The following is a 24489-nucleotide window of genomic DNA, read 5'->3' on the forward strand; positions in this document are numbered from 1 at the left end:
GTGCGCCCGTTCAGTACCATCGGGAGGGTGAGCGCATCCTCCCCGCAGCCGGTCGGCGTCCCCTTCTTCAAGGGGCACGGCACCCAGAACGACTTCGTCATCGTCCCGGACCCGGACGGCGCGCTGGAGATCGGCCCCGCGGCCGTCGCCGCGCTGTGCGACCGGCGGGCCGGCATCGGCGGGGACGGGCTGCTGCGCGTGGTGCGCTCCGCCGCCGAGCCGGCCGCCGCGGACCAGGCCGACCGGGCCGAGTGGTTCATGGACTACCGCAACTCCGACGGCAGCATCGCCGAGATGTGCGGCAACGGCGTGCGGGTCTTCGCCCGCTACCTGGTCGAGGCCGGCCTGGCCGAGCCCGGCGAGTTCGCGGTCGCCACCCGCGCCGGGGTGCGGACGGTGCGGGTCGCCGAGGACGCCGGGGACGGGACGCCCGGCGAGGTCACCGTCGACATGGGTCGGGCCCGACTGCCCGGGCCGGACGGCGTCGAGGTCGCGGTCGGCGCGCGGCGCTGGCCCGCGCTGAACGTCAACATGGGCAATCCGCACGCGGTGGCCTTCGTGGACAGCCTCGACCACGCCGGGGACCTGCTGTCCGCGCCGCTGACCAGCCCCGAAGGGGCCTACCCGGAAGGCGTGAACGTCGAGTTCGTGGTGGACCGCGGGCCGCGGCACGTCGCCATGCGGGTGTACGAGCGCGGCTCCGGCGAGACCCGCTCCTGCGGGACCGGCACCTGCGCCGTCGCGGTGGCCGCCATCCGCCGGGACGGCGTCGACCCGGCGGTCACCGGCGAGCCGGCCACCTACACCGTGGACGTGCCGGGCGGCCGACTGGTCATCACCGAGCACCCGGACGGCCGGATCGAGAAGACCGGCCCGGCGGTCATCGTGGCCGCCGGCGAGATCGACGCCCGCTGGTGGGCCGAACTGGGGCGGGTCTGACACGCCTGGGGCGCGGCTCGGACAGCTGACGGCCCGGTTTGCCCATTTCGCGCGGCGGTGAATCCGCCCGTTCGAGTGACGCGTGTCGCGGACGGGAAGCAAGGCATCGCGGAACGTGCTCTGCTCGGTAGCATGGACCACCGGGAAGGCGCCCCTCGGCGGGGTGGCGGCCGGTGATCGCTGCCGGAGGTGCGCCGATGACCATCGAAGCCGGGCAGTCCCTGACGGGGCAGCCGACGTCCGCACGGCAAGCCGGGGCCAGGCGGCCCTTGGGGGAGCTCGGCCGGGCCGCGCTCGGCCGGGCCGGGCGGGCCGCCCTGCTGGCCACCGGCCGGCCGCCCGTCCCGGACGCCCTCGAACCGCTCGTCCGAGTCCACCGCGAGCACCATCCGCAGGCCGACCTCGGCCTGCTCGCCCGGGCCTACCGGCTCGCCGAGGCCAGCCACCGGGGCCAGAAGCGCAAGAGCGGCGGGCCGTACATCACCCACCCGCTCGCCGTCACCATGATCCTGGCCCAACTCGGCGCAGGGACAACCACATTGGTCGCCTCGCTGCTCCACGACACCGTCGAGGACACCGAATTGACGCTCGATCAGGTGAGTGCCGGCTTCGGGCCCGAAGTCGCCTACCTGGTCGACGGGGTGACGAAACTGGAGAAGGTCGACTTCGGCGCCGCCGCCGAGGCCGAGACCTTCCGCAAGATGCTGGTCGCCACCGGCGACGACGTCCGGGTGATGGTGATCAAGCTCGCCGACCGGCTGCACAACATGCGCACCATCCGGCACATGAAACCGGCCAGCCAGGTGCGGATCGCCAAGGTCACCCGGGACGTGCTGATCCCGCTGGCCGAACGGCTCGGCATCCAGGTGCTCAAGGCGGAGCTGGAGGACATCGTCTTCGCCACCCTGCACCCCGAGGAGCACGCCCGCACCCGGGCCCTGATGGCCGGTCACGAGGGCGAGCCGGACACCCTGCTGGCCCCCTTCGCCCGGCTGCTGGCCCGCCAGCTGTCCGAGACCGGGGTGGCCGCCGAGGTCACCGTCCGGCCCCGGCACTGCGTGTCGCTGCACCGGGTGCTGCTCAAGCGGGCCGCCGCGCCCGGCCCGGACGGGCGGCCGCAGGGGCCGCAGCCCGCCGACTTCGGGCGGCTGCTGGTGGTCGTCGAGGAGAACGCCGACTGCTACGCCGTGCTCGGCGAGCTGCACACCTGCTGGACGCCGCTGCCCGGCGAGTTCAAGGACTTCGTCGCCGCCCCCAAGTTCAACCTCTACCAGTCGCTGCACACCGCCGTGGCGCTCAGCGGCGGCACGGTCGTCGAGGTGCTGGTGCGCACCCGGCGGATGCACGAGGTCGCCGAGACCGGGGTGGTCGCGCTCGGCGACCCGGAGCCGGCCGGCTCCGTCCAGGACGCCGACGAACTCGACCGCACCGACCCGGCCCGGCCCGGCTGGCTCAGCCGGCTGCTGGAGTGGCAGCAGGAGACGCCCGACCCGGACGCCTTCTGGTCCGCGCTCACCGCCGACCTGGCCGGCGACCGCGAGATCACCGTCGTGACGGAGAGCGGCGAAACGCTTCAGCTGAGGGCCGGCGCCACCTGCGTGGACGCCGCCTACCTGCTCGGCGAGGAGACCGGCCACCGGTGTATCGGAGCCCGGGTCAACGGCCGGCTCACCGCGCTCTCCACCGTCTTGCAGGACGGCGACCTGCTCGCCGTGCTCACCGAGGCCGTGCCCACCGGAACCGTGCTCACCGAGGACGGGCCGCGCCCCGCCGAACCCTCCGGGCCCGCGCCCGAGTGGCTCGCGCACGCCCGGACCCCGGCCGCCCGGCTGGCCATCGAACGCTGGCTCGCCGACCACCCGGCCCGGCTCCCGGCGGTGTGCACCGGCCCCTCCAGCGGCCAGCCCGTCCCGCCCGCGCACCGCACCACCGAGCGCCGACCGGCCCCGGTCGCGGTGGCCGGCCGGCCCGGGGCGCCGGTCCGGCTGGCCCGCTGCTGCACGCCCGTGCCGCCGGACGAGGTGGCCGGCTACCCGATCCGCGGCGGAGCCGTCGCCGTGCACCGCACCGGCTGCCCGGCCGGGGAGCGGATGCGCGCGGCCGGGCGCGCCGAGCTGGAGGTCCGCTGGCGGCCGGAGGGCAACCCGGCGGCCGGCCACCGGGCCACCCTGCGGGCCGAGGCGCTCAACCGGCCCCGGCTGCTCGCCGACCTCACCGCGGCCATCTCCGCCGAGGACGTCGGCATCGTCTCGGCCGAGGTCGAACCGCCGCAGGAGCTGCGGGTCCGGCACACCTACACCGTCGAACTGCCCGAGCCGGCCGCGCTGCCCGCGCTGATGCGGGCGATGCTCAAGGTCTCCGGGGTGTACGACGTCAGCCGGCCGCAGGCCCCGGACACCGGCGGGGCCCGCCACTCCGGGGAAAATGGGGATGACCGGTTCGCGCCGGGCGTGGGACCATCATGGGGAATTCACGGCCGGTCCACGGCGTTCTCAGGGCACAGGAGCCCCGATGGCACCCGAGGACCTGAGGGGTAGCTCACCTCGCCCGGCGGTAACCGGGGCGGCAGCTGGGCAGACTCCGGGTGGGACCGCACAGGGCGGTCCCCACAGGCCATCCGCACCAGCGACCAAAGGACAGAATGACCTCCACGTCCGACACCCGCGACCACGCCGACGCCCCGCGCCGCCTGAACGGTCTGCGGGCGGAAGCCCTCATGGACGAGGACCTCGCGGCCATCGACGAGGACCGCGGCCACCACTACGACGGCGACCAGTACGACCGCAGCGAGCGTGCCGCCCTGCGCCGCGTCGCCGGCCTCTCCACCGAACTCGAAGACGTCACCGAGGTCGAGTACCGCCAGCTCCGCCTGGAGCGCGTGGTGCTCGTCGGCGTCTGGACGGACGGCACCCTGGAGGAGGCGGAGAACTCGATGGCCGAGCTCGCCGCCCTCGCCGAGACGGCCGGCTCCCAGGTGCTGGACGGCGTGATCCAGCGCCGCGACAAGCCCGACGCGGCCACCTACATCGGCTCCGGCAAGGCGAAGGAACTGCGCGACATCGTGGCGGCCACCGGCGCCGACACCGTGGTCTGCGACGGTGAGCTCACCCCCGGCCAGCTGATCCACCTGGAGGACGTGGTCAAGGTCAAGGTCGTCGACCGGACGGCCCTGATCCTGGACATCTTCGCCCAGCACGCCAAGTCCCGGGAGGGCAAGGCGCAGGTCTCGCTCGCGCAGATGCAGTACATGCTGCCGCGCCTGCGCGGCTGGGGTCAGTCGCTGTCCCGGCAGATGGGTGGTGGCGGCTCCGCCTCGTCCGGCGGCGGCATGGCGACCCGTGGTCCCGGTGAGACCAAGATCGAGACCGACCGGCGCCGGATCCGCGAGAAGATGGCGAAGCTCCGCCGCGAGATCGCCGAGATGAAGAAGGGCCGCGACACCAAGCGCCAGGAGCGCAAGCGCCACCAGGTGCCGTCGGTGGCCATCGCCGGGTACACCAACGCTGGCAAGTCGTCCCTGCTCAACCGGCTCACCGGGGCGGGCGTCCTGGTGGAGAACTCCCTGTTCGCCACCCTGGACCCGACCGTCCGCCGGGCCCAGACCCCGAGCGGGCGGCTCTACACCCTGGCCGACACCGTCGGCTTCGTCCGGCACCTGCCGCACCACCTGGTCGAGGCCTTCCGCTCGACCATGGAGGAGGTCGCCGACGCGGACCTCATCCTGCACGTGGTCGACGGCTCGCACCCCGAGCCGGAGACGCAGCTGGCCGCCGTCCGCGAGGTCATCGTCTCGGTCGACGCGCAGAACGTGCCGGAGATCGTGGTGATCAACAAGGCGGACGCCGCCGACCCGCACGTGCTGCAGCGCCTGCTGCTCCGCGAGCCGCACGCCATCGTGGTGTCGGCCCGCAGCGGCGAGGGCATCGAGGAGCTGCTGAAGCTCATCGACGACGAGCTGCCGCGCCCGGCGATCGAGGTGCGGGCCCTGGTGCCCTACACCCAGGGCGGGCTGGTCTCCCGGGTGCACGCCGAGGGCGAGCTGCTCGGCACCGAGCACACCGGCGAGGGCACGCTGCTGCACGCCAAGGTGCCGGCCGAGCTGGCCGCCGAACTGGAGCGCTACGCGGTGGCGCTGCAGGTCTGAGGCGACGGGCCGACGAAGGGCCCCCGGACGCGACCGTGATGCCGTTGGGCATCGCGCGAGCGTGCGGGGGCCCTTCGCGTGCGCGAGCGTGCGGGGCCGTGCGGGGGCTCGTCCGGGCGTCCGGGCGTCCGAGCGTGCGGGCGTGCGGGCTACTTCACGTTCTTGGCGAAGTAGTCGAAGGCCTGCTTCGCCTGGTCCTGGAGCGAGGGGCCGGCCAGGTACCCGGGCGGGTTGCGGCTGCCGATCGCGGTGACGCTGATCAGGTTGGGCTTGCCGTCCTTGGTGATGAACCAGCCGCCGCCGCTGGAGCCGCCGGTCACGGTGCAGCCGGTGACGTACATCGGCGGGCGGCTCCGGTCGGGGGAGAGCCTGGCCGGCGGGACCGGGGACTCGCAGCGGGAGAGCTCCAGGCCGTCGGACGGCCGATCGGTCGGGTAGCCGTACGCGGTCGCCGAGCCGATCTGCTCGCGCGGGGCGTTGAACCAGACCGGGACCGAGCCGCCGACCGCCTCCTCCAGCGACGCGCCGGAGCCGCCCTCGCCGCGCACCCGGATGATCCCGTAGTCGTACTGGTGGTGGGCGCCGACGCCGTCCTCCCCGAGCCAGGTCGGCGACACCAGCGCGCGCACCGCCACCCACCGGCCGTACGGCGCGGCCTGCTGCTCGGTGAGCGGTTTGCCGCGGGCCGCCTGGCCGTCCCGGTTGAAACCGGGCACGAAGGTGATGTTCCGCAGCCAGCCGCCACCCTTGCCGTCGTGCAGGCAGTGCGCGGCGGTGTAGACGAGGTTGCTGCGGCCCGGGTTGGCCGGGTCGGAGACCACCGTCGCGGAGCAGACCGCGTCGCCCTGGGGCGTGGTGACGAAGAGCCGGCCGACCACGGCGGTGGCCGGGCCGTACGGGTGCGGCTGCGGCGTGGCCGCGACGGCCGCGGGCGGGGCGTCCGGCCGGCCGCCGTCCGGTGCGGCGGTGAGCGGGTACTCCGGGGTGGGCCGGCCCTTGGCGGCGGCCATCCGGGTGGTCGACCAGAAGCCCGGGGCCACCTCGTTGGCGAAGCCGCTGCCGGAGACGAACCGGGCCCAGTCCTCCACCTTCCAGCCCGTCAGGTCGCCCAGGCTGGTGGGCGCCGAGGTGGGGAGGGCGGGCGGTGGCGCGGCCGCCGCGGCGCCGGAGTCGTCCGGCCCGCAGGCGGTCGCGGCGAGCGCGAGCACGGCGAGCACCGCGGCGCCGGTCGGTCCGGATCGGCGCCGCGGTCCGCGGCCGGTGTGCTTCGGCATGCTGCATCGTCCCCCGGGGGCGGCCTCCGCCGCCCGTACGGCTTGGTCCGGTCCGACCGGAAAGGGCCTACGGCTTCTTGGAGATCCAGTCCAGCGCCTGCTTGGCGACCGTCTCCAGGTACGGGCCGCTCAGCGAGGTGTGGTCCTCGGTGCCGATGGACGTGTTGCTGACCAGGGCAGTCTTCCCGTCCGGCATGGTGGCGAACCAGCCGCCGCCGCTGGAGCCCTGGGTCATGTTGCAGCCGATGGTGAGCATCGACGGGCGCTTGGCGTCGAACGACAGCCGGGTCGGCTTGCCGCCGTCGCACCTGTACAGCTCCTGGCCGTCGAACGGCTTGTAGAGCGGGTAGCCGACCGCCGCGACGGACACCTTGTCGCGCGGGGCGTCGAACCAGACCGGGACGGCCGAACCGACCGTCTCCTCCAGCGACTTGCCGGAGTCGTTCTGGTTGTGCACCCGCATGACGGCGAAGTCGTACTGGTTCGCGGCGTCACCGGTGCCGCCGCCCTCGACCATCCACTGCGGCGAGGTGGTGACCAGGTCGGCCCACCAGGTGCCCAGCGGGGCCAGTTCGGACAGCGGGGCCTTCTTGCCGCCGCTGGAGGCGCCCGAGTTGTTGTAGGCGGGAACGAAGACCAGGTCCTTGAAGAAGTCGCCGCCCTTGCCCGCGTGCACGCAGTGGCCGGCCGTCCAGACCAGATTGCTCCTGCCCGGGTGCTGCGGGTCGGTGATCACCGTCGCCGAGCAGTTGCCCCGGCCGCCCTGGGCACTGAAGAACACCTTCCCGGACGGCTGCTTGGTGTACGGGCGGGGCACCGGCACGGCCTTGACCACCGGCGGGTCCGGGTCCGTCACGCCGTTGTCGGCGGCCGGCTTGGCGGTGGGCGGGGCCGGATCGGCGGGCTTGGAGTCGCCCATCTTGTCCGGGTTCCAGAAGTCCTTCACCACCGGGTTGTTGAAGACGTGCTTGGACGCCCACGAGTCCCAGTCCTCGAACTTCCACTTCTTCAGGTCGTCCCAGGACTTCGGCAGGCCCTCCAGCAGACTGGTCGGGATGCCCGACGGGAGGGTGATCCCGCCGATCACGCCGCCCCCCGGGGCGGCGGTGCCGGACGCGGGCGGCGGCGCGGCGCTGCCGCCCCCGTCGCCCGCCGGGCCGTCCGGCCCGCAGGCGCTCGCCGCGAGCAGCGTCCCCGTGACGAGGGCGACGGCCATGGCTGACCGGTGGATCGATGGCATGTGTGCGCTTCCCCCTGTGCTCGATCGGGCTGTCGTGCGGCGACTCGCCGCTGTGGAGTCTTCCACCGGTCACCAGGACGGCGGCGGCCACCCCCCGGGTTGCGGCCCCGACCGGAGGTCACCGATCCGTGACGTGGCCGCCGACGGTCCGTCGGCCCAGCAGGGCCCCGCGCGCCGGACGCGGACAATCCCCGATCTTCACCCGGACGAGTGAGCCAACCTTGTGATCACCCGTCAGGGATAGGTAACCCTTACCTGACGCGACGGTGCGAGCGCCCGCCGATCCTCTCCACCACCCGTGCGTCCGCACCCCCACGCGCCCCAAGGAGCAGCCTTGAGCACCGCCCTCACCGGAGCCCCGCCCGCCCCGCTGCTGCCCGCGGACCGGCCGGCCGAGCCCGATCCGCTGCTGCACCCGGACCCCGCCGTCGCCGCCGAACAGGCCGCACTGGAAGCCCTGCTGCGCTGCTGGACGCGCGAGACCGGCGCCCGCCCCGGCCCCGACGGTCGGCTGCGGATCGCCGTCCTCGGCGGCGCCGCCCGGCTCTCCGCCCCCGTCCGCTACTGGTCGCCCGGCGGCTGGCACCGGTTCGGCCCCGCCGTCCTCTCCGCCGGGGAGGGCACCGCCGACGCCCCCGTGGACGCCGTCACCACCGCCGCGCTGCTCGCCGCCGCGGCCGCCGACCGCCCCGACCCCGGGCAGGTCGCCGACCTCGCCGCCCGGGTCGCCGACTCGGTCGTCCGCACCGCCGACATCCTCGCCCACCGCCGCACCGCCGCCCCCGCCGGCGGCCCCGAACGCTCGCACTTCCTCGCCGCCGAACAGTCCCTGCTGCTCGGCCACCCGCTGCACCCCACCCCGAAGAGCCGCGACGGCCTCGGCCCGGCCCAGAGCGCCGCCTACTCGCCCGAACTGCACGGCTCCTTCCAACTCCACTGGTACGCGGTCCACCGCGACCTGCTCGCCGCCGGCTCCGCCCTCACCGAGAGCGCCGACCGGATCACCGCGGACCTGCTCGGGGACCATGCCGCCCTGCCGCCCGGCACCGCCGCCCTGCCGCCCGGCACCGCCGCCCTGCCGCTGCACCCCTGGCAGGCCCGCGAACTCGCCCACCGCCCGGCCGTCGCCGCCCTGCTCGCCGACGGGCTGCTGCACGACCTCGGCCCGGCCGGCGAACCCTGGCACCCCACCTCCTCGGTGCGCACCGTCTACCGCCCCGGCACCCCCTGGATGCTCAAGCTCTCGCTCGGCCTGCGGATCACCAACTCCCGCCGGGAGAACCTGCGCAAGGAACTCCACCGCGGCCTGGAGGTGCACCGGCTGCTGGAGAGCGGCCTGGCCGCCGAATGGCACCGCGCCCACCCCGGCTTCGACATCGTCCGCGACCCGGCCTGGATCGGCGTCGACCACCCCGCCCTCGGCGACCCGGGCGGCCTGGACACCGTGCTGCGCGCCCAGCCCTTCGCCCCCGCCGACCGCGCGCTGTGCGTCGCCGGGCTGGTCGCCGAACAGCCGCTCGGCACCGGCGACACCGTGCCGTCCCGGCTCGGCGACACCCTGCGGGCGCTCGCCGTCCGCTGCGGCCGCCCGCTGCGGACCGTCGCCGCCGAATGGTTCCTGCGCTACCTGGACGCCGTCGTGCTGCCCGTCCTCTGGCTGGACGGCACGGCCGGCATCGCCCTGGAGGCGCACCAGCAGAACAGCCTCGTCCTGCTCGACGCCGACGGCTGGCCCAGCGGAGGCCGCTACCGCGACAACCAGGGCTACTACTACCGGGAGAGCGCCGCCGACCGGCTCACCGCGCGGCTGCCCGGGCTCGGCGAGCACAGCGACACCTTCCTGCCCGACGAGGTGATCGACCACCACTTCGCCTACTACCTCGGCATCAACCACGTCCTCGGCCTGGTCGGCGCCTTCGGCAGCCAGGGGCTCGCCGACGAGACCGTGCTGCTGGCCGGGCTGCGCCGCTTCCTGGCCGGCCCGCGGGCCGCCGCCACCGGCTCGGCGCTGCCCGGGCTGCTGCTCGACGCGCCCACCCTGCCGTGCAAGGCCAACCTGCTCACCCGGATCAACGGCCTGGACGAACTGGTCGGCCCGGTCGCCACCCAGTCCGTCTACGTGGACATCCCCAACCCGCTGGCGGGCGCATGAGCCTGCTCGACGACCCGCCGGGATGGGGCGCGATCCCCACCCCGGCCGGCGAGTTCCGGCTCAGCCCGGTCCGGCTGCCCGCCGACCTGGACCTGCTCGCCGGGTGGATGAACGACCCCGAGATCGCCGCGTTCTGGCAGCTCGCCGGGCCGCCCGACGCCACCGAACGGCACCTCCGGGCCCAACTCGACGGCGACGGCCGCAGCGTGCCCTGCCTCGGCCTGCTCGACGGCGCCCCGACGAGCTACTGGGAGGTCTACCGCGCCGACCTCGACCCGCTCGCCCGGCACTACCCGGCCCGGCCGCACGACACCGGCGTCCACCTCCTGCTCGGCCCCGCCGAGAGCCGCGGCCGGGGCCTCGGCGCCGTCCTGCTGGCCGCCCTCGCCGAGCGGATCCTGCGGCAACGGCCCCGCTGCGAACGGGTCGTCGCCGAACCGGACGTCCGCAACCGGCGCTCCGTCCGGGCCTTCGAACGGGCCGGATTCCGGCTGGACACCGAACTCGACCTGCCCGACAAGCGCGCCGCCCTGATGGTCCGTGCCCGCGTCCCCTTCGTCGCCTAGGACACCCCCGTGGACACCCCAGCACCCCAGCCGCCGTACGACCTGCTCGGCGTCGGCATCGGCCCCTTCAACCTCTCGCTCGCCGCGCTCGCCGCGCCCGTCCCCGGCCTGCGCACGCTCTTCTGCGACCAGCGCCCGGAGTTCCGCTGGCACCCCGGCATGCTGGTGGACGGGGCCCGGATGCAGGTGCCGTTCCTCGCCGACCTGGTCTCCCTCGTCGACCCGACCAACCCGTGGTCCTTCCTCAACTACCTGCGCGACCAGGACCGGCTCTTCCCGTTCTACTTCGCCGAGCGCTTCCAACTGCCCCGCCGCGAGTACGACCACTACTGCCGGTGGGCCGCCGAACGGCTCGCCAACTGCCGCTTCGGCACCGAGGTCACCGCCCTGCACTGGGAAGCCCCGCACTTCCGGGCCGAGCTGACCGACACCGCGACCGGGCGGCGGACCGAGGTGCACGCCCGCAACCTCGCCCTCGGCGTCGGCACCAGGCCCGTCCTGCCCGAGGCCTTCACCGCCCTCGACGGTCACCCGCGCGCCTTCCACTCCGCCGATTACCTGGACCGCCGCGGCGACCTCGTCGGCGTCCGGGACATCACCGTGGTCGGCAGCGGGCAGTCCGGCGCCGAGGTCTTCCTCGACCTGCTCCGCCGCCACGACGGCGACGGCGTCCGGCTGCGCTGGCTCACCCGGACCAGGGCGCTCGCGCCGATGGAGTACTCCAAGCTCGGCCTGGAGCACTTCACCCCCGACTACACCCGCTACTTCCACAGCCTGCCCGAACCCGTCCGGGACACCCTGGTCGCCGCCCAGTGGCAACTCCACAAGGCCGCCAGCGCCGAAACCCTCGCCGAGATCCACGACCACCTCTACGAACGCACCATCGGCCGCCCGATCGACACCGCCCCGGTCGACATCACCCCCGGCACCGCCGTCACCGAAGCCCGCCCCGGCCCCTGCGGCGGCCTCGAACTGCACTGCCGGCACGGCGACTCCGGCGCCGAACACGTCCTGCGCACCGACGCCGTGGTGCTCGCCACCGGCTACCGGGCCGCCCGGCCGGCCGCGCTCGAACCGCTCGCCCGGCTGATCGACTGGGACCGGGGCGGGCGCTACCGGGTCGACCTCGACCACCGGGTCGCCACCCGGCCCGAACTCACCGGCGGCCTCTACGTCCAGAACGCCGAACTGCACACCCACGGCGTCGGCGCCCCCGACCTGGGACTCGGCGCCCACCGGGCCGCCGTGATCCTCAACGCCGTCACCGGCCGGACCGTCCACCGGCTGCCCGCCCGCACCGCCTGGACCGGCTTCGCGCCGCCCGGGACCGCCCCCGCCGCGGGCGCTGCCGCCGCTGCCGCCGCTGCCGCCGAGGGCACCCCCACCGAGAGCACCCCCACCGTCCCCCGTCCCCAGGAGCTGACCCGTGCCGCAACCGTCGGCCGCTGAACCGCCGTTGTACCTGCCCCCGCACCTGACCGCCGGGCACTGGCGGCGGGCCGGGCGCGCCCTGCTGGCCAAGATGCTCGGCGAGTTCGCCTACGAGGAACTGCTCACGCCCGTCCGCGCCGCCGCCGACGGCGAGTACCTGCTCTGGCTGCCCGAGGCCGAGTACCGCTTCACCGCCCGCCGCGGCGCGTACGGAAGCTGGCGGGTCGACCCGGAGTCGGTCCGCTGCTCCGACCCGGACGGCCTCGACCCGCTGCGCTTCCTCCCGCACGCCCGGCACGCCCTCGGCCTGCGCGGCGAGACCACCGGCCACCTAATCCGCGAACTCACCGCCACCCTGACCGCCGACGCGCACCAGCTCGCCACCGCGCTCACCGCCGCCGAACTCGCCGACCTCGACCACCCCGCCCTGGAGGGCCGCCAGGACGGCCACCCCTGGATCGTCCCCAACAAGGGCCGGATCGGCTTCTCCGCCACCGACGCCGCCCGCTGGGCCCCGGAGGCCCGCACCCCGCGCCCGCTGCCCTGGATCGCCGTCCACCGCCGGCTCGCCGAGTACCGCGGCGTGCCCGGCCTGGAGCGGCCCGAGCAGCTGTACGCCCGCGAACTCGACGACCCGGACGCGCTGCGCGCCGCCCTCGGCCCGGCCGCCGACGACTACCTGCTGCTGCCCGTCCACCCCTGGCAGTGGGACGAGACGATCGTCCCGCTGTTCGCACCCTGGATCGCCTCCGGCGAGATCGTCCCGCTGCCCTCCGACGGCGACCCACGGCTGCCCCAGCAGTCCATCCGCTCCTTCTTCAACACCGCCCACCCCGAGCGCTGCACCGTCAAACTGCCGCTGTCCGTCCTCAACACCCTGGTCTGGCGCGGCCTGCCCACCGAACGCACCCTCGCCGCGCCCGCCGTCACCGCCTGGATCCACGGTCTGCGCGACGCCGACCCGTACCTGCGCGACGAGTGCCGGGTGATCCTGCTCGGCGAGATCGCCTCCGTCACCGTCGACCACCCGCTCTACCGAGAGCTGCCCGAGGCGCCCTACCAGTACAAGGAACTCCTCGGCGCGATCTGGCGCGAACCCCTCGGCCCCTTCCTGGCCGGCGGCGAACGCGCCCGCACCCTGGCCGCCCTGCTGCAGACCGGCTCCGACGGCCGGGCGCTCGCCGCCGAACTGATCGCCCGCTCCGGGCTCACTCCCGCCGCCTGGACCGGCCGGCTGTTCGGCGCGGTGCTGCCGCCGCTGCTGCACTTCCTCTACCGGTACGGGCTGGTCTTCTCCCCGCACGGCGAGAACGCCATCGTCGTCTTCGACGAGCACGACGCGCCGACCCGGCTCGCGGTCAAGGACTTCGTCGACGACGTCAACCTCAGCGACCAGGACCTGCCCGAACTGCGCGACCTGCCCGCCGAGGTCGACGACGTCCTGCTGCGGGACGGCCCGCAGGGGCTCTGCCAGTTCCTCCACTCCGGGCTGTTCATCGGCGTCCTGCGCTACCTCGCCCCGCTGCTGGAGGCGCAGACCGGGCTGCCCGAGGCCGAGTTCTGGGCCCTGCTGCGGGCCGAGATCCGCCGCTACCAGGACCGCTTCCCCGGCCTGGGCGAGCGCTTCGAGCTGTTCGACCTGTTCCGGCCGCGGATCGACCGGCTCTGCCTCAACCGCAACCGGCTGCTGCTCGACGGCTACCAGGACCGCCCGCACCGCCCGCACGCCGCCCGGTACGGGACCGTCCCCAACGCCCTGGTGACCCTGGAGGCGGATCTTCCCGGGCGACGGAGCCGGATTGTCACCCCCGCCCCGTAGGCTGGGAGGGTCATGACGAACGACTCCGAAACCCAGCTCCCCGGCGAGACCGAGCTCCCTGGCGAGGACGGCGGCGCCGCCGCCGACGTCGAGGAAGCCGTCGCCGTCCCGCGCTCCCGCATCCCCGACCTGCTGCACGCCGCGGTGGCGGCCGTCGGCGGCGTCGAGCGCCCCGGTCAGGTCCGGATGGCCGAGGCCGTCGCCGATGCCGTCGACAACGCCGAGCACCTGCTCGTCCAGGCTGGCACCGGCACCGGGAAGTCCCTCGCCTACCTGGTGCCCGCGCTCGCCCACGGGGACCGCGTGGTGGTCGCCACCGCCACCCTGGCGCTGCAACGCCAGCTCGTCGAACGGGACTTGCCGCGCACGGTCGAGGCGCTGCACCCGGTGCTGCGCCGCCGCCCGCTGTTCGCGATGCTCAAGGGCCGCTCCAACTACCTGTGCCTGCACCGGGCCAACGAGGGCACCCCGAGCGACGAGGGCGAGGGCCTGTTCGACGCGGCCGAGGCGCTCGGCGGGCCCGCCAGCAAGCTCGGGCAGGACGTGCTGCGGCTGCGCGAGTGGGCCGACGAGACCGACACCGGGGACCGGGACGACCTCAGCCCCGGCGTCTCCGACAAGGCCTGGGCCCAGCTGGCGGTCACCTCCAAGGAGTGCCTGGGCGCCACCCGCTGCGCATACGGGCAGGAGTGCTTCGCCGAGAAGGCCCGGGAGCGGGCCAAGCTGGCCGACGTCGTGGTCACCAACCACGCGATGCTCGCGATCGACGCGATCGAGGGCGCGCCGGTGCTGCCCGAGCACGGGCTGCTGATCGTCGACGAGGCGCACGAGCTGGTCAACCGGGTCACCGGCGCGGCCACCGCCGAACTGACCGTCGGCGCGGTCAACCGGGCGGTCAAGCGCGCCGCCCGGCTCGCCAACGAGAAGGCCGTGGACGCCTTGCAGGCCGCCGCCGAGAACTACCACGGCCTGATGGAGACCGCCCAGCCCGGCCGGGTCGAGGAACTGCCCGAGTACCTGGCGTACGCGGTCACCTCGATCCGGGACGCCGCCCGCCAGGTGATCAGCTCGCTCGGCGAGACCCGCGACAAGGGGCTCAGCGACGAGGACGCCGTCCGCAAGCAGGCGATGGCCTCCGCCGAGTCGCTGCACGAGACCGCCGAGCGGCTGCTGGAGGACTCCGAGTACGACGTGGTCTGGATCGAGCGCAGCGACCGCTTCGGCATGGGCACCGGCTCGCTGCGGGTCGCGCCGCTCAGCGTCTCCGGGCTGCTGCGCGAGGGCCTCTACAAGGAGCGCTCGGTGGTGCTCACCTCGGCCACCCTCAAGCTCGGCGGGGACTTCAACGGCGTCGCCGCCTCCGTCGGCCTGCCCTCGGACTCCCGGCTGCCGGACCAGCGCACCCCCGGGGACAATCCTTCGGCCGGTTCCGGGTTCGGCGAGGACGCGGTGCCGCACTGGCGCGGCATCGACGTCGGCTCGCCGTTCAAGTACCCCAAGCAGGGCATCCTGTACGTCGCCCGGCACCTCGCAGATCCCGGCCGCGATCCCGAACGGCCGGACATGCTGGACGAGTTGGCGGAGCTGATCGGCGCGGCCGGCGGGCGCACGCTGGGCCTGTTCTCCTCGATGCGCGGCGCCCAGACGGCCGCCGAGGCGCTGCGGGAGCGGCTGGACAACCGGATCCTGCTCCAGGGGGAGGACACCCTGGGCGAGTTGATCCGGGAGTTCGCCTCGGACGCGTCCACCTGCCTGTTCGGCACGCTCTCGCTCTGGCAGGGCGTGGACGTGCCCGGCTCGGCCTGCCAGCTGGTCGTGATGGACCGCATCCCGTTCCCCCGGCCGGACGACCCGCTGATGAGCGCCCGCCAGAAGGACGTCGAACAGCGTGGCGGGAACGGCTTCATGGCCGTCGCGGCGACGCACGCGGCGCTGCTGATGGCGCAGGGCGCCGGCCGGCTGGTGCGCGCGGCCGAGGACCGGGGCGTGGTCGCGGTGCTCGACCCGCGGGTGGAGACCAAGCGGTACGGGAGCTTCTTCCGCTCCTCGATGCCGGAGTTCTGGTACACCACGGACCGCAACCAGGTGCGCCGCTCGCTGGCGGCGATCGACGCCTCGGCGCCGCCGGTCAAGCCGGTGGTGAAGCGGGGCTGAGCGGTGCGGTGATCCGGGGTTCCGTCCAGCCCGCCCCCGGGGCCGAGGCGGGGCCCGGAAGCCCCGGAGACGCCGGAGGGGCTCCCCGCGACCGCGCGGTGGAGCCCCTTCCCGCTGGGTGCGCGCGAGGCGTCAGAGGCGGCGCAGGACCGCGACCACCTTGCCCAGGATGGTGGCGTTGTCGCCGTTGATCGGCTCGTACGCCGGGTTGTGCGGCATCAGCCAGATCCGGCCGTCCTCGCGCTTGAGCCGCTTGACCGTGGCCTCGCCGTCGATCATCGCGGCCACGATGTCGCCGTTCTCGGCGACCGGCTGCCGGCGCACGGTGACCCAGTCGCCGTCGCAGATGGCCGCCTCGATCATCGAGTCGCCGCGCACGGTGAGCGCGAACAGCTCGCCCTCGCCGACCAGCTGGCGGGGCAGCGGGAAGACGTCCTCGACCGTCTGCTCGGCCAGGATCGGGCCGCCGGCGGCGATCCGGCCGACCAGCGGCACGTACGAGGTGGACGGCCGGCCGGCCGTCTCGGCGGTGTTCGGGCGGGCCACCTCGACGCCGCGGACCTCGTAGGCGCGCGGGCGGTGCGGGTCGCGGCGCAGGAAGCCCTTGCGCTCCAGGGCCATCAGCTGGTGGGCGACCGAGGAGGTGCTGGACAGGCCGACGGCCTGGCCGATCTCGCGCATGGACGGCGGGTAGCCGCGGCGCTGGACGGAGTCCCGGATGACCTCGATCACGCGGCGCTGGCGCTCGGTGAGACCGGCCTCGTCGGTGCGGATGCCGGGGGGGCGGCCGGGCAGCGCGCGGGTGGGCGCCTGGTGGGCGTCGTCGAGCGCGGGGGAGTGTTCGATCGGCTGGTCGGGAACGCGGCCCGTGCTGGAAAGGGCCGGGCCGGAGAGGCGCTGGTCTTCGCTACGGTCCATGCTGATGTCCACGCTCTGCTGATTCGTGGTGCGCTGCCCCACCTTGAACTGGGAGTGTTCCTGCACCGGGATGGTGTTGCTTTCGATGGTGTTCACGGCGGCCCCTCTCGACGGCTGTCCTCTCCCCTTTTCCAGCCCAACGCCCCTCCTATCGAAAGGTTGCGCCAAACACACGTTCGAGTGAATTATTCGAGAGTTGGCTGACTCGATCAAGGCTTTGCTGTACATCAAGGTTGTGCATCGAGTAAATGTTCGATCGGATCTCGACTTCGGCAGTCTAATCGGTGCCGACACGCCAGGGGTGGCGCTTCCCCCGGAGACCTACATCTAGTGGCTACAGTCCTCTCCGTGCCCAGTACTAGTGGTTGCGGCGCATGATCAGCTTGCCGAGGCCGGGGTCGCATCGCATAGACTCAACAGGTCCGCACGTCCTGCCAGGGAGGGATCCTCAGGTGCACTGCCCCTTCTGCCGGCACTCCGACAGCCGTGTTGTCGACAGCCGGACCAATGAGGACGGCAGCTCGATCCGCCGTCGTCGGCAGTGCCCGGACTGCGGCCGCCGCTTCACCACCGTGGAGACGGCCGCGCTGATGGTCATCAAGCGCAGCGGGGTCACCGAACCCTTCTCCCGGGAGAAGGTCATCACCGGCGTCCGCAAGGCCTGTCAGGGCCGCCCGGTCACCGAGGACGCCCTCGCCCAGCTCGGCCAGCGGGTCGAGGAGTGCGTGCGCGCCACCGGCAACGCCGAGCTGACCACCCACGACGTCGGGCTGGCCATACTCGGCCCGCTCAAGGAGCTCGACGTGGTCGCCTTCCTGCGCTTCGCCAGCGTGTACCAGGCGTACGACGGACTGGAAGACTTCGAGGCCGCCATCGCGGAACTCCGCGCCGAACGGCCCGTCCCCGAGGCGGACGGCACCTGCGTGCCCGTCGCCGCCGCCGCGCCCTAGGAGGCGCCGGCACCCGGCCCCCTGGCGGGCCTTGCTGCACCACGGGTCCCACGGGGCCCACGCATGCCCGAAAAAAGGGCACAGAACACAACAAACCGTGCGCAAGCAGGCGAGGTCTCCGCCTGCCCGCACACCGGAAGAACGAACCAGCGGTGCCCGGACTTTTCGGGGCACCTCGGGCGTTTGCCCAGGAGGAGGAAGAAGTGACAGACACCACGAGCGGTTCCGCACGCGGGTCGAAGTCCGACAAGACCACGGCCAAGGGCGGCGGCAAGGCGCCCAAGGGCGGTCTGCGGATCGGGCGCATCTACACCACTCCTGGCGTGCACCCGTACGACGAGGTGCGCTGGGAGCGCCGCGACGTCGTCATGACCAACTGGCGCGACGGGTCCATCAACTTCGAGCAGCGCGGCGTCGAGTTCCCCGACTTCTGGTCGGTCAACGCCGTCAACATCGTCACGTCCAAGTACTTCCGCGGCGCCGTCGGCACTCCCCAGCGCGAGTGGAGCCTCAAGCAGATCATCGACCGCGTGGTGCTCACCTACCGCGCCGCCGGCGAGAAGCACGGCTACTTCGCCACCAAGGACGACGCCGAGATCTTCGAGCACGAGCTGACGCACGCCCTCCTCCACCAGGTGTTCAGCTTCAACTCGCCGGTCTGGTTCAACGTCGGCACCAAGCAGCCCCAGCAGGTCAGCGCCTGCTTCATCCTGTCCGTCGACGACTCCATGGAGTCGATCCTCGACTGGTACAAGGAAGAGGGCATGATCTTCAAGGGCGGCTCCGGCGCCGGCCTCAACCTCTCCCGCATCCGCTCCTCGAAGGAACTGCTGTCCTCCGGCGGCAACGCCTCCGGCCCGGTCTCCTTCATGCGCGGCGCCGACGCCTCCGCCGGCACCATCAAGTCCGGCGGCGCCACCCGCCGCGCGGCGAAGATGGTCGTGCTCGACGTCGACCACCCCGACGTCGAGGCCTTCATCGAGACCAAGGTGAAGGAGGAGGAGAAGATCCGCGCCCTGCGCGACGCCGGCTTCGACATGGACCTCGGTGGCGACGACATCACCTCCGTCCAGTACCAGAACGCCAACAACTCCGTCCGCGTCTCCGACGAATTCATGACCGCCGTCGAGAACGGCACCGAATTCGGCCTGCGCGCCCGGATGACCGGCGAGGTCATCGAGACCGTCGACGCCAAGGAGCTGTTCCGCAAGATGGCCGAGGCCGCCTGGGCCTGCGCCGACCCCGGAATCCAGTACGACTCCACCATCAACCACTGGCACACCTGCCCGGAGTCCGGCCGCATCAACGCGTCCAACCCCTGCTCCGAGTACATGCACCTGGACAACTCCAGCTGCAACCTCGCCTCGCTGAACCTGATGAAGTTCCTGCGCGATGACGACTCCTTCGACGCGGAGACCTTCGCCAAGGTCGTCGAGCTGGTCATCACCGCGATGGACATCTCCATCTGCTTCGCCGACTTCCCCACCGAGAAGATCGGCGAGACCACCCGCGCCTACCGCCAGCTCGGCGTCGGTTACGCCAACCTCGGCGCCCTGCTGATGGCCACCGGCCACGCCTACGACAGCGAGGGCGGCCGCGCCCTGGCCGGCGCCATCACCTCGCTGATGACCGGCACCGCCTACCGCCGCGGCGCCGAACTCGCCGGCGTCGTCGGCCCGTACGACGGCTACGCCCGCAACGCCGCCCCGCACCAGCTGGTCATGAAGCAGCACGCGGACGCCTCGCTCGCCGCCGTCTCGCTCGACGACCTGGACGCCCCGGTCTGGGCCGTGGCCAACGACACCTGGCAGGACGTCCTGCGGATCGGCGCGCAGAACGGTTTCCGCAACGCCCAGGCCTCGGTGCTCGCCCCCACCGGCACCATCGGCCTGATGATGGACTGCGACACCACCGGCGTCGAGCCGGACCTGGCGCTCGTCAAGTTCAAGAAGCTCGTCGGCGGCGGCTCGATGCAGATCGTCAACGGCACCGTGCCGCGCGCCCTCAAGCGCCTCGGCTACCAGGACGAGCAGATCGAGGCGGTCGTCGCCCACATCGCCGAGCACGGCAACGTGGTGGACGCCCCGGGCCTCAAGGCCGAGCACTACGAGGTCTTCGACTGCGCGATGGGCGAGCGGGTCATCTCGGCCATGGGCCACGTCCGGATGATGGCCGCGATCCAGCCCTGGATCTCCGGTGCGATCTCCAAGACCGTGAACATGCCGGCCTCCGCGACCATCGAGGACATCGAGGAGATCTACTTCGAGGCGTGGAAGATGGGCGTCAAGGCGCTCGCCATCTACCGCGAAAACTCGAAGGTCGGCCAGCCGCTCTCGGCCAAGAAGAAGGACTCCGAGGCCAAGGCCGAGGAGGCCCCGGCCGCCGCGGTCGAGAAGGTCGTCGAGTACCGCCCGGTCCGCAAGCGCCTGCCCAAGGGCCGCCCGGGCATCACCACCTCCTTCACGGTCGGTGGCGCCGAGGGCTACATGACCGCCAACTCCTACCCGGACGACGGCCTCGGCGAGGTCTTCCTCAAGATGTCCAAGCAGGGCTCGACCCTCGCGGGCATGATGGACGCCTTTTCCATCGCCGTCTCGGTCGGCCTGCAGTACGGCGTGCCGCTGGAGACCTACGTCTCGAAGTTCACCAACATGCGCTTCGAGCCGGCCGGTCTGACCGACGACCCGGACGTGCGGATGGCGCAGTCGATCGTCGACTACATCTTCCGTCGCCTGGCGCTCGACTTCCTGCCGTTCGAGACCCGTTCGGCGCTCGGCATCCACTCCGTCGAGGAGCGCCAGCGCCACCTGGACACGGGCTCCTACGAGCCGCTGGAGGCCGAGGAGCTCGACACCGAGTCGCTCGCCCAGTCGGCGCCGGTGGTCGCCACCCCGGCCCCCGCCGTCGAGGCGCCCAAGGCCCCCAAGGCCTCCCCGGCACAGGCCCACAACTCCACGGAGCTGATCGAGATCCAGCTCGGCCTCAACGCCGACGCCCCGCTCTGCTTCTCCTGCGGAACCAAGATGCGCCGCGCCGGCAGCTGCTACCTCTGCGAGGGCTGCGGCTCCACCAGCGGCTGCAGCTGACAGCCGGTACCGACCCCGCACGGGTGAGCCACCGCTGAGGCGGGGCGAGGACTTCACGTCCTCGCCCCGCCTCTTCTCGTTTGTCCGGGCACTTCGCGGACGCCGATGTCACGGATGGGGGCGGTGGGCGGTCGGTAGGGGTGACGGCGTTCGGCGGGAGGAGTGGTGTGGTGATGGGGACGGTGTTGGTGACCGGGGCGACGGGGGTTCTGGGACGGGAGGTGGTGCGGCTGCTGGTCGCGCGCGGGGTGGCGGTGCGGGGGTTGAGCCGGCGGGTGCGGAGCGGGGGCGCGGGGGTCGAGTGGGTGGTCGGGGACCTGGTGACCGGGGAGGGGGTCGCCGGGGCGGTGGCAGGGGTCGAGGTGGTGGTGGACTGCGCGACCACGGTGGGGCGGAAGGACGTGGCCGCGGTCCGGACGCTGGTGGCGGAGGCCGGGAGGGCGGGGGTGCGGCACCTGCTGTACGTGTCGATCGTCGGGGTCGACCGGGTGCCGATCCCGTACTACCGGGCGAAGCTCGCCTGTGAGCGGGTGGTGCGGGAGTCGGGGCTGGGGTGGACGGTGCTGCGGGCGACGCAGTTCCACGACCTGTTGCTGAGGATCTTCGACGTGTCGGCGCGGCTGCCGGTGTTCCCGGTGCCGGGCGGGGCGTGGGTCCAGCCGGTGGACGTGCGGGAGGTGGCCGTGCGGGTGGCGGAGCTGGTGCGGGAGGGGCCGGCCGGGTACGCGCCGGAGGTGGGCGGGCCGCGGGTGCGGCCGTACCGGGAGCTGGCCGAGGCCTACCTGCGGGCGTCGGGTCGGCGGCGGGTGCTGCTGCCGGTGCGGGTGCCGGGGGCCTCGGGGCGGGCGCTGCGGGCGGGCGGGAACCTCACCCCGGAGCGGAAGGTGGGCCGGGGGACCTTCGAGGAGGTGCTGGCGGAGCGGTTCGGCGACCACTGATGTCAACCAGGGTTGACATCGCCGCAACTGTCAACCACAGTTGACACCATGAGTGAGAGCGGAGAACTCGCGGCCGCGGCGAGCAGCCGTGACCCCGCGGTCGGGCTCCGGGCGGTCCGCGCGCTGCGCGACCTGGCGGACCGCCTGGAAGGCCTGCAGGTGGGCAACGCCCGGTCGCGGGGCTGGTCCTGGCAGGACATCGCGGTTTGCCTCGGGGTCACCAGGCAGGCGGTGCACAAGAAGTACGCCCGGCGCGGGCCCGGCAAGGACCAGGACGGAGGCTGAACGATGTTCGAGCGTTTCACCGACCCGGCGCGGCAGGTGGTGGCTGCGGCCCAGCAGGAGGCCGGGGAGCTGCGGCACGACCGCATCGGGACGGAGCACCTGCTGCTGGCGATCCTGGCCCGGCCGGACGACCCGGCCGCCGGCGTCCTGATCGGGCTGGGGCTGGACCACGGGGCCGCCCGGCGGGCAGTGGTCCGGCTGCTCGGGCCGGGGGACGACACGCAGGCGCTGGCCTCGATCGGAGTGGACCTGGACGCCGTCCGGGCCGCGGTCGAATCGGCCTTCGGTGAGGGCGCGCTGGACGCGCCGGCCGAGGAGGAGCCGAAGCGGCGGGGCTGGTTCAGGTTGGATTCGAGGGCGGGCCGGAGTCCGTTCAGTGCCCGGGCGAAGAAGGCGCTGGAGCTGTCGCTGCGCGAATCGCTGCGGCTCAAGTCCGGTCAGATCGCGGTCGGGCACCTGCTGCTGGGGGTCCTCCGGGAGGGGGACGGCTTCGGCGCCCGGGTGATCGTCGATCACGGACTGGATCCGCAGGCCGTCCGGCGGGCTGTCGAGGGGGTGCTGGCGTGAACCGGCGGGTTCGGCGGCGCGCGGGCCGGACGGCCGCCCGGCCGGGGGCGACCGGGCGCGCCTGAGCTACCCGTACGGCGAGCACGGCTGCCCCTTCCCGGCTCAGGAGGCCGCCGAGGTGATCGCCACTACGGCGATCGAGGTGCTGCCGGTCCGGCCGTACTGACAGTCGGTCAAGATGCTTGGCCCCGTCCGGGTTTCCGGGCGGGGCCGTCGTGCTGTCGAGCGGGGGCGGAGCTCTCGGTCGGGGTGTCGACGGATGAAGGTCGACGTGGACCTTGGCGGCGGCTGGCGGCTGCGTTAACGTCATCGGATCGGTTCGTCCGTCGCCCGCTCGCGATCTCTGCACGCCCGTCTCCGGTACAGCGCGATGTTGTTCAGCCCACCGTCGGCAGCACGCCCTGGCGAGGAGGACCGCATTGACCCTCAACCCGACCGCGCCGTCCAGGAGTTCCGGTCATCGCGGTTCCGGCCGCCGCTTGGCCGTCGTACCCGCCCTGCTCGCGGCGCTGGCCCTGACCGCGGCCTGTTCCAACAGCTCCGGCGGTTCGGGCGGCGGGGGTGACGCGGCGGTCCCGTCGCTGTCCGGCGACTGTGCCAAGTACCAGCCGTACGCCGGGCATTCGGGCACCACGGTGACGATGTTCGCCTCGATCCTCAGTCCGGAGTCGGACAACCTGGAGAAGTCCTGGGCCGAGTTCGCCAAGTGCACCGGCATCAAGATCAGTTACGAGGGATCGAACGACTTCGAGTCCCAGCTGCCGGTCCGGGTGGCCGGCGGCAACGCCCCGGACTTCGCGATCATCCCGCAGCCGGGCCTGCTGGCGCAGATGGTGAAGAGCGGCAAGGTGGTCAAGCCACCCGCCCAGACGGTCACCAACGAGGACCGGTGGAGTCCGATCTGGAAGACCTACGGCTCGGTCAACGGCACCTTCTACGCGGCGCCGATGAGCGCCAACATGAAGTCGCTGGTCTGGTACTCGCCGAAGGCCTTCAAGGCGGGCGGCTACGAGGTGCCGAAGACCTGGGCGGACCTGATGGCGCTCAGCGACCGGATCGCCAAGTCCGGTGGCGCCAAGCCCTGGTGCGGCGGCATCGCCTCGGGCACGGCCACCGGCTGGCCGGCCACCGACTGGCTGGAGGAGGTGGTGCTCGGCACGTACGGCGGTGACGTGTACGACCAGTGGGTCGGCCACCAGGTGAAGTTCTCCGACGAGAAGATCACCACGGCGATGAAGACCGTCGCCGGCTGGATGCAGAACCCGGCCTGGGTCAACGGCGGTTACGGCGACGTCAAGTCGATCGCCACCACCACCTTCCAGGACGCGGGCGCGCCGGTTCTCACCGGCAAGTGCGCCATGCTCCAGCAGGCGTCGTTCTACGAGGCGCAGTGGCCCAAGGGCACCAAGGTCGGCCCGGACGGCGACGTGTTCGCCTTCCACCTGCCCGCGGTGAACCCGGCGATCCCCAACCCGGTCGAGGGCGGCGGCGAGTTCCTGGCCGCCTTCTCCGGCCGGCCCGAGGTGCAGGCGGTGCAGAACTACCTGTCCAGCTCGGACTGGGCGAGCAGCCGGGTGAAGACCGCGACGGGCTGGGTCTCGGCCAACCAGGGCGTGGACAAGAGCCTGTACACCGACCCGATCGACCGGCTGTCGGCGGACGCGCTGACCGACCCGGCGGCGACCTTCCGCTTCGACGGCTCCGACCTGATGCCGGCCGCCATCGGTTCCGGGCAGGAGTGGAAGTCGCTGACCGCCTGGTTCGCCGAGGGGCAGTCGATCCAGAAGACCGCCGCCGACATCGACGCCGCCTGGCCGCAGTAGCCGCCCGCCCGTACGAGGCGCACGCCCCCAGTGGGCGCCTGGCCGTGGTGGGTACTCGGCCGCAGTGGGCGCCTGGCTGCAGTGGGCGCCCGGCCGGACTCGTGCCGGGCCCGGCTGTGCGCCGTTCAGGACCACCTGTCGAGGGCGGTGCGGGGCCACCCACCCGCACCGCCCGCCCCTTCCCACCAGAACAGGAGGGACGC

At 73.1% G+C, this 24489-nt stretch carries 17 protein-coding genes; 14 read left to right on the top strand and 3 right to left on the bottom strand.

All coding sequences use genetic code 11. The annotated features are described in order from the left end of the window. Positions 1 to 27 precede the first annotated feature (27 nt). The 3 genes from dapF (at position 28) to hflX (ending at position 5083) form a co-directional block, all read left to right on the top strand. Positions 28 to 939 (top strand): diaminopimelate epimerase, encoded by a 912-nt coding sequence (dapF, locus tag ACIOGZ_RS33425; RefSeq protein WP_363584569.1) that lies wholly within the window; start codon positions 28 to 30, stop codon positions 937 to 939. Positions 940 to 1136: 197 nt separating this feature from the next. After that, positions 1137 to 3476, top strand: a complete 2340-nt coding sequence (locus tag ACIOGZ_RS33430) for a RelA/SpoT family protein (RefSeq protein WP_400988742.1) — start codon at positions 1137 to 1139, stop codon at positions 3474 to 3476. A 104-nt stretch (positions 3477 to 3580) separates the two neighbouring features. Then, on the top strand, positions 3581 to 5083 hold the full coding sequence (gene hflX, locus ACIOGZ_RS33435; RefSeq protein ID WP_363584565.1) for a GTPase HflX: 1503 nt from the start codon (positions 3581 to 3583) through the stop codon (positions 5081 to 5083). Positions 5084 to 5232: 149 nt separating this feature from the next. Here the strand turns inward: hflX and ACIOGZ_RS33440 are convergent, their stop codons facing one another. Both ACIOGZ_RS33440 and ACIOGZ_RS33445 read right to left on the bottom strand, forming a co-directional pair. Continuing rightward, positions 5233 to 6357 carry a hypothetical protein gene (locus ACIOGZ_RS33440; RefSeq protein ID WP_363584563.1) on the bottom strand — a complete coding sequence of 375 codons (1125 nt, stop codon included), beginning with the start codon at positions 6355 to 6357 and terminating at the stop codon, positions 5233 to 5235. A gap of 67 nt (positions 6358 to 6424) precedes the next feature. After that, positions 6425 to 7597, bottom strand: a complete 1173-nt coding sequence (locus ACIOGZ_RS33445) for a trypsin-like serine peptidase (RefSeq protein WP_400988744.1) — start codon at positions 7595 to 7597, stop codon at positions 6425 to 6427. Between the two features lie 334 nt (positions 7598 to 7931). Between ACIOGZ_RS33445 and ACIOGZ_RS33450 the strand changes: the two genes are divergently transcribed. The 5 genes from ACIOGZ_RS33450 to ACIOGZ_RS33470 are packed head-to-tail and all read left to right on the top strand — an operon-like array spanning position 7932 to position 15719. Further along, positions 7932 to 9749 (top strand): IucA/IucC family protein, encoded by a 1818-nt coding sequence (locus tag ACIOGZ_RS33450; protein WP_400988746.1) that lies wholly within the window; start codon positions 7932 to 7934, stop codon positions 9747 to 9749. Beyond that, positions 9746 to 10315: a GNAT family N-acetyltransferase gene (locus tag ACIOGZ_RS33455; RefSeq protein WP_363584558.1), complete on the top strand. Its 570-nt coding sequence runs from the start codon at positions 9746 to 9748 to the stop codon at positions 10313 to 10315. The genes ACIOGZ_RS33450 and ACIOGZ_RS33455 overlap by 4 nt, the downstream gene beginning before the upstream one ends. Before the next feature lie 9 nt (positions 10316 to 10324). Next, entirely contained in the window at positions 10325 to 11764 is a 1440-nt protein-coding gene (locus ACIOGZ_RS33460) for a lysine N(6)-hydroxylase/L-ornithine N(5)-oxygenase family protein (protein WP_400988748.1), read from the top strand. Continuing rightward, a complete protein-coding gene (locus ACIOGZ_RS33465; RefSeq protein WP_400335081.1) occupies positions 11742 to 13565 on the top strand; it encodes an IucA/IucC family protein in 1824 nt (607 codons plus the stop codon). The genes ACIOGZ_RS33460 and ACIOGZ_RS33465 overlap by 23 nt, the downstream gene beginning before the upstream one ends. A gap of 12 nt (positions 13566 to 13577) precedes the next feature. Next, positions 13578 to 15719, top strand: a complete 2142-nt coding sequence (locus ACIOGZ_RS33470) for an ATP-dependent DNA helicase (RefSeq protein ID WP_363630347.1) — start codon at positions 13578 to 13580, stop codon at positions 15717 to 15719. Between the two features lie 132 nt (positions 15720 to 15851). Here the strand turns inward: ACIOGZ_RS33470 and lexA are convergent, their stop codons facing one another. After that, positions 15852 to 16637, bottom strand: coding sequence for a transcriptional repressor LexA (gene lexA / locus ACIOGZ_RS33475; RefSeq protein WP_371522837.1), 786 nt, complete (start codon positions 16635 to 16637; stop codon positions 15852 to 15854). 452 nt (positions 16638 to 17089) lie between these two features. On the opposite strand from lexA, the gene nrdR reads away from it, so the two are divergent. The 6 genes from nrdR (at position 17090) to ACIOGZ_RS33505 (ending at position 24286) form a co-directional block, all read left to right on the top strand. After that, the gene (gene nrdR / locus ACIOGZ_RS33480) at positions 17090 to 17587 is read left to right on the top strand and encodes a transcriptional regulator NrdR (protein ID WP_063349343.1); all 498 of its coding nucleotides are present in this window, start codon (positions 17090 to 17092) and stop codon (positions 17585 to 17587) included. A gap of 203 nt (positions 17588 to 17790) precedes the next feature. Then, positions 17791 to 20673, top strand: a complete 2883-nt coding sequence (locus ACIOGZ_RS33485; protein WP_400988750.1) for a vitamin B12-dependent ribonucleotide reductase — start codon at positions 17791 to 17793, stop codon at positions 20671 to 20673. Between the two features lie 173 nt (positions 20674 to 20846). Then, positions 20847 to 21611 carry an SDR family oxidoreductase gene (locus ACIOGZ_RS33490; RefSeq protein WP_400988752.1) on the top strand — a complete coding sequence of 255 codons (765 nt, stop codon included), beginning with the start codon at positions 20847 to 20849 and terminating at the stop codon, positions 21609 to 21611. A gap of 48 nt (positions 21612 to 21659) precedes the next feature. Then, complete coding sequence (locus tag ACIOGZ_RS33495; protein ID WP_363584548.1) at positions 21660 to 21896, top strand: RNA polymerase subunit sigma-70; 237 nt, start codon at positions 21660 to 21662, stop codon at positions 21894 to 21896. A gap of 3 nt (positions 21897 to 21899) precedes the next feature. Next, complete coding sequence (locus ACIOGZ_RS33500) at positions 21900 to 22463, top strand: Clp protease N-terminal domain-containing protein (RefSeq protein WP_363584546.1); 564 nt, start codon at positions 21900 to 21902, stop codon at positions 22461 to 22463. Positions 22464 to 22942: 479 nt separating this feature from the next. After that, on the top strand, positions 22943 to 24286 hold the full coding sequence (locus ACIOGZ_RS33505) for an ABC transporter substrate-binding protein (RefSeq protein ID WP_400988753.1): 1344 nt from the start codon (positions 22943 to 22945) through the stop codon (positions 24284 to 24286). Positions 24287 to 24489 lie beyond the last annotated feature (203 nt).

It is taken from the genome of Kitasatospora sp. NPDC088160 (assembly GCF_044741445.1).
Classification (GTDB): Bacteria; Actinomycetota; Actinomycetes; order Streptomycetales; family Streptomycetaceae; genus Kitasatospora.

What these genes read in the sequence shown, in the direction of transcription:
- ACIOGZ_RS33445 (WP_400988744.1), bottom strand. Translation starts at nt 7,597, where the DNA reads ATGCCATCGATCCACCGGTCAGCCATGGCCGTCGCCCTCGTCACGGGG.
- ACIOGZ_RS33455 (WP_363584558.1), top strand. Translation starts at nt 9,746, where the DNA reads ATGAGCCTGCTCGACGACCCGCCGGGATGGGGCGCGATCCCCACCCCG.
- ACIOGZ_RS33495 (WP_363584548.1), top strand. Translation starts at nt 21,660, where the DNA reads ATGAGTGAGAGCGGAGAACTCGCGGCCGCGGCGAGCAGCCGTGACCCC.
- ACIOGZ_RS33490 (WP_400988752.1), top strand. Translation starts at nt 20,847, where the DNA reads ATGGGGACGGTGTTGGTGACCGGGGCGACGGGGGTTCTGGGACGGGAG.
- ACIOGZ_RS33430 (WP_400988742.1), top strand. Translation starts at nt 1,137, where the DNA reads ATGACCATCGAAGCCGGGCAGTCCCTGACGGGGCAGCCGACGTCCGCA.
- ACIOGZ_RS33500 (WP_363584546.1), top strand. Translation starts at nt 21,900, where the DNA reads ATGTTCGAGCGTTTCACCGACCCGGCGCGGCAGGTGGTGGCTGCGGCC.
- hflX (WP_363584565.1), top strand. Translation starts at nt 3,581, where the DNA reads ATGACCTCCACGTCCGACACCCGCGACCACGCCGACGCCCCGCGCCGC.
- lexA (WP_371522837.1), bottom strand. Translation starts at nt 16,637, where the DNA reads ATGGACCGTAGCGAAGACCAGCGCCTCTCCGGCCCGGCCCTTTCCAGC.
- ACIOGZ_RS33470 (WP_363630347.1), top strand. Translation starts at nt 13,578, where the DNA reads ATGACGAACGACTCCGAAACCCAGCTCCCCGGCGAGACCGAGCTCCCT.
- ACIOGZ_RS33440 (WP_363584563.1), bottom strand. Translation starts at nt 6,357, where the DNA reads ATGCCGAAGCACACCGGCCGCGGACCGCGGCGCCGATCCGGACCGACC.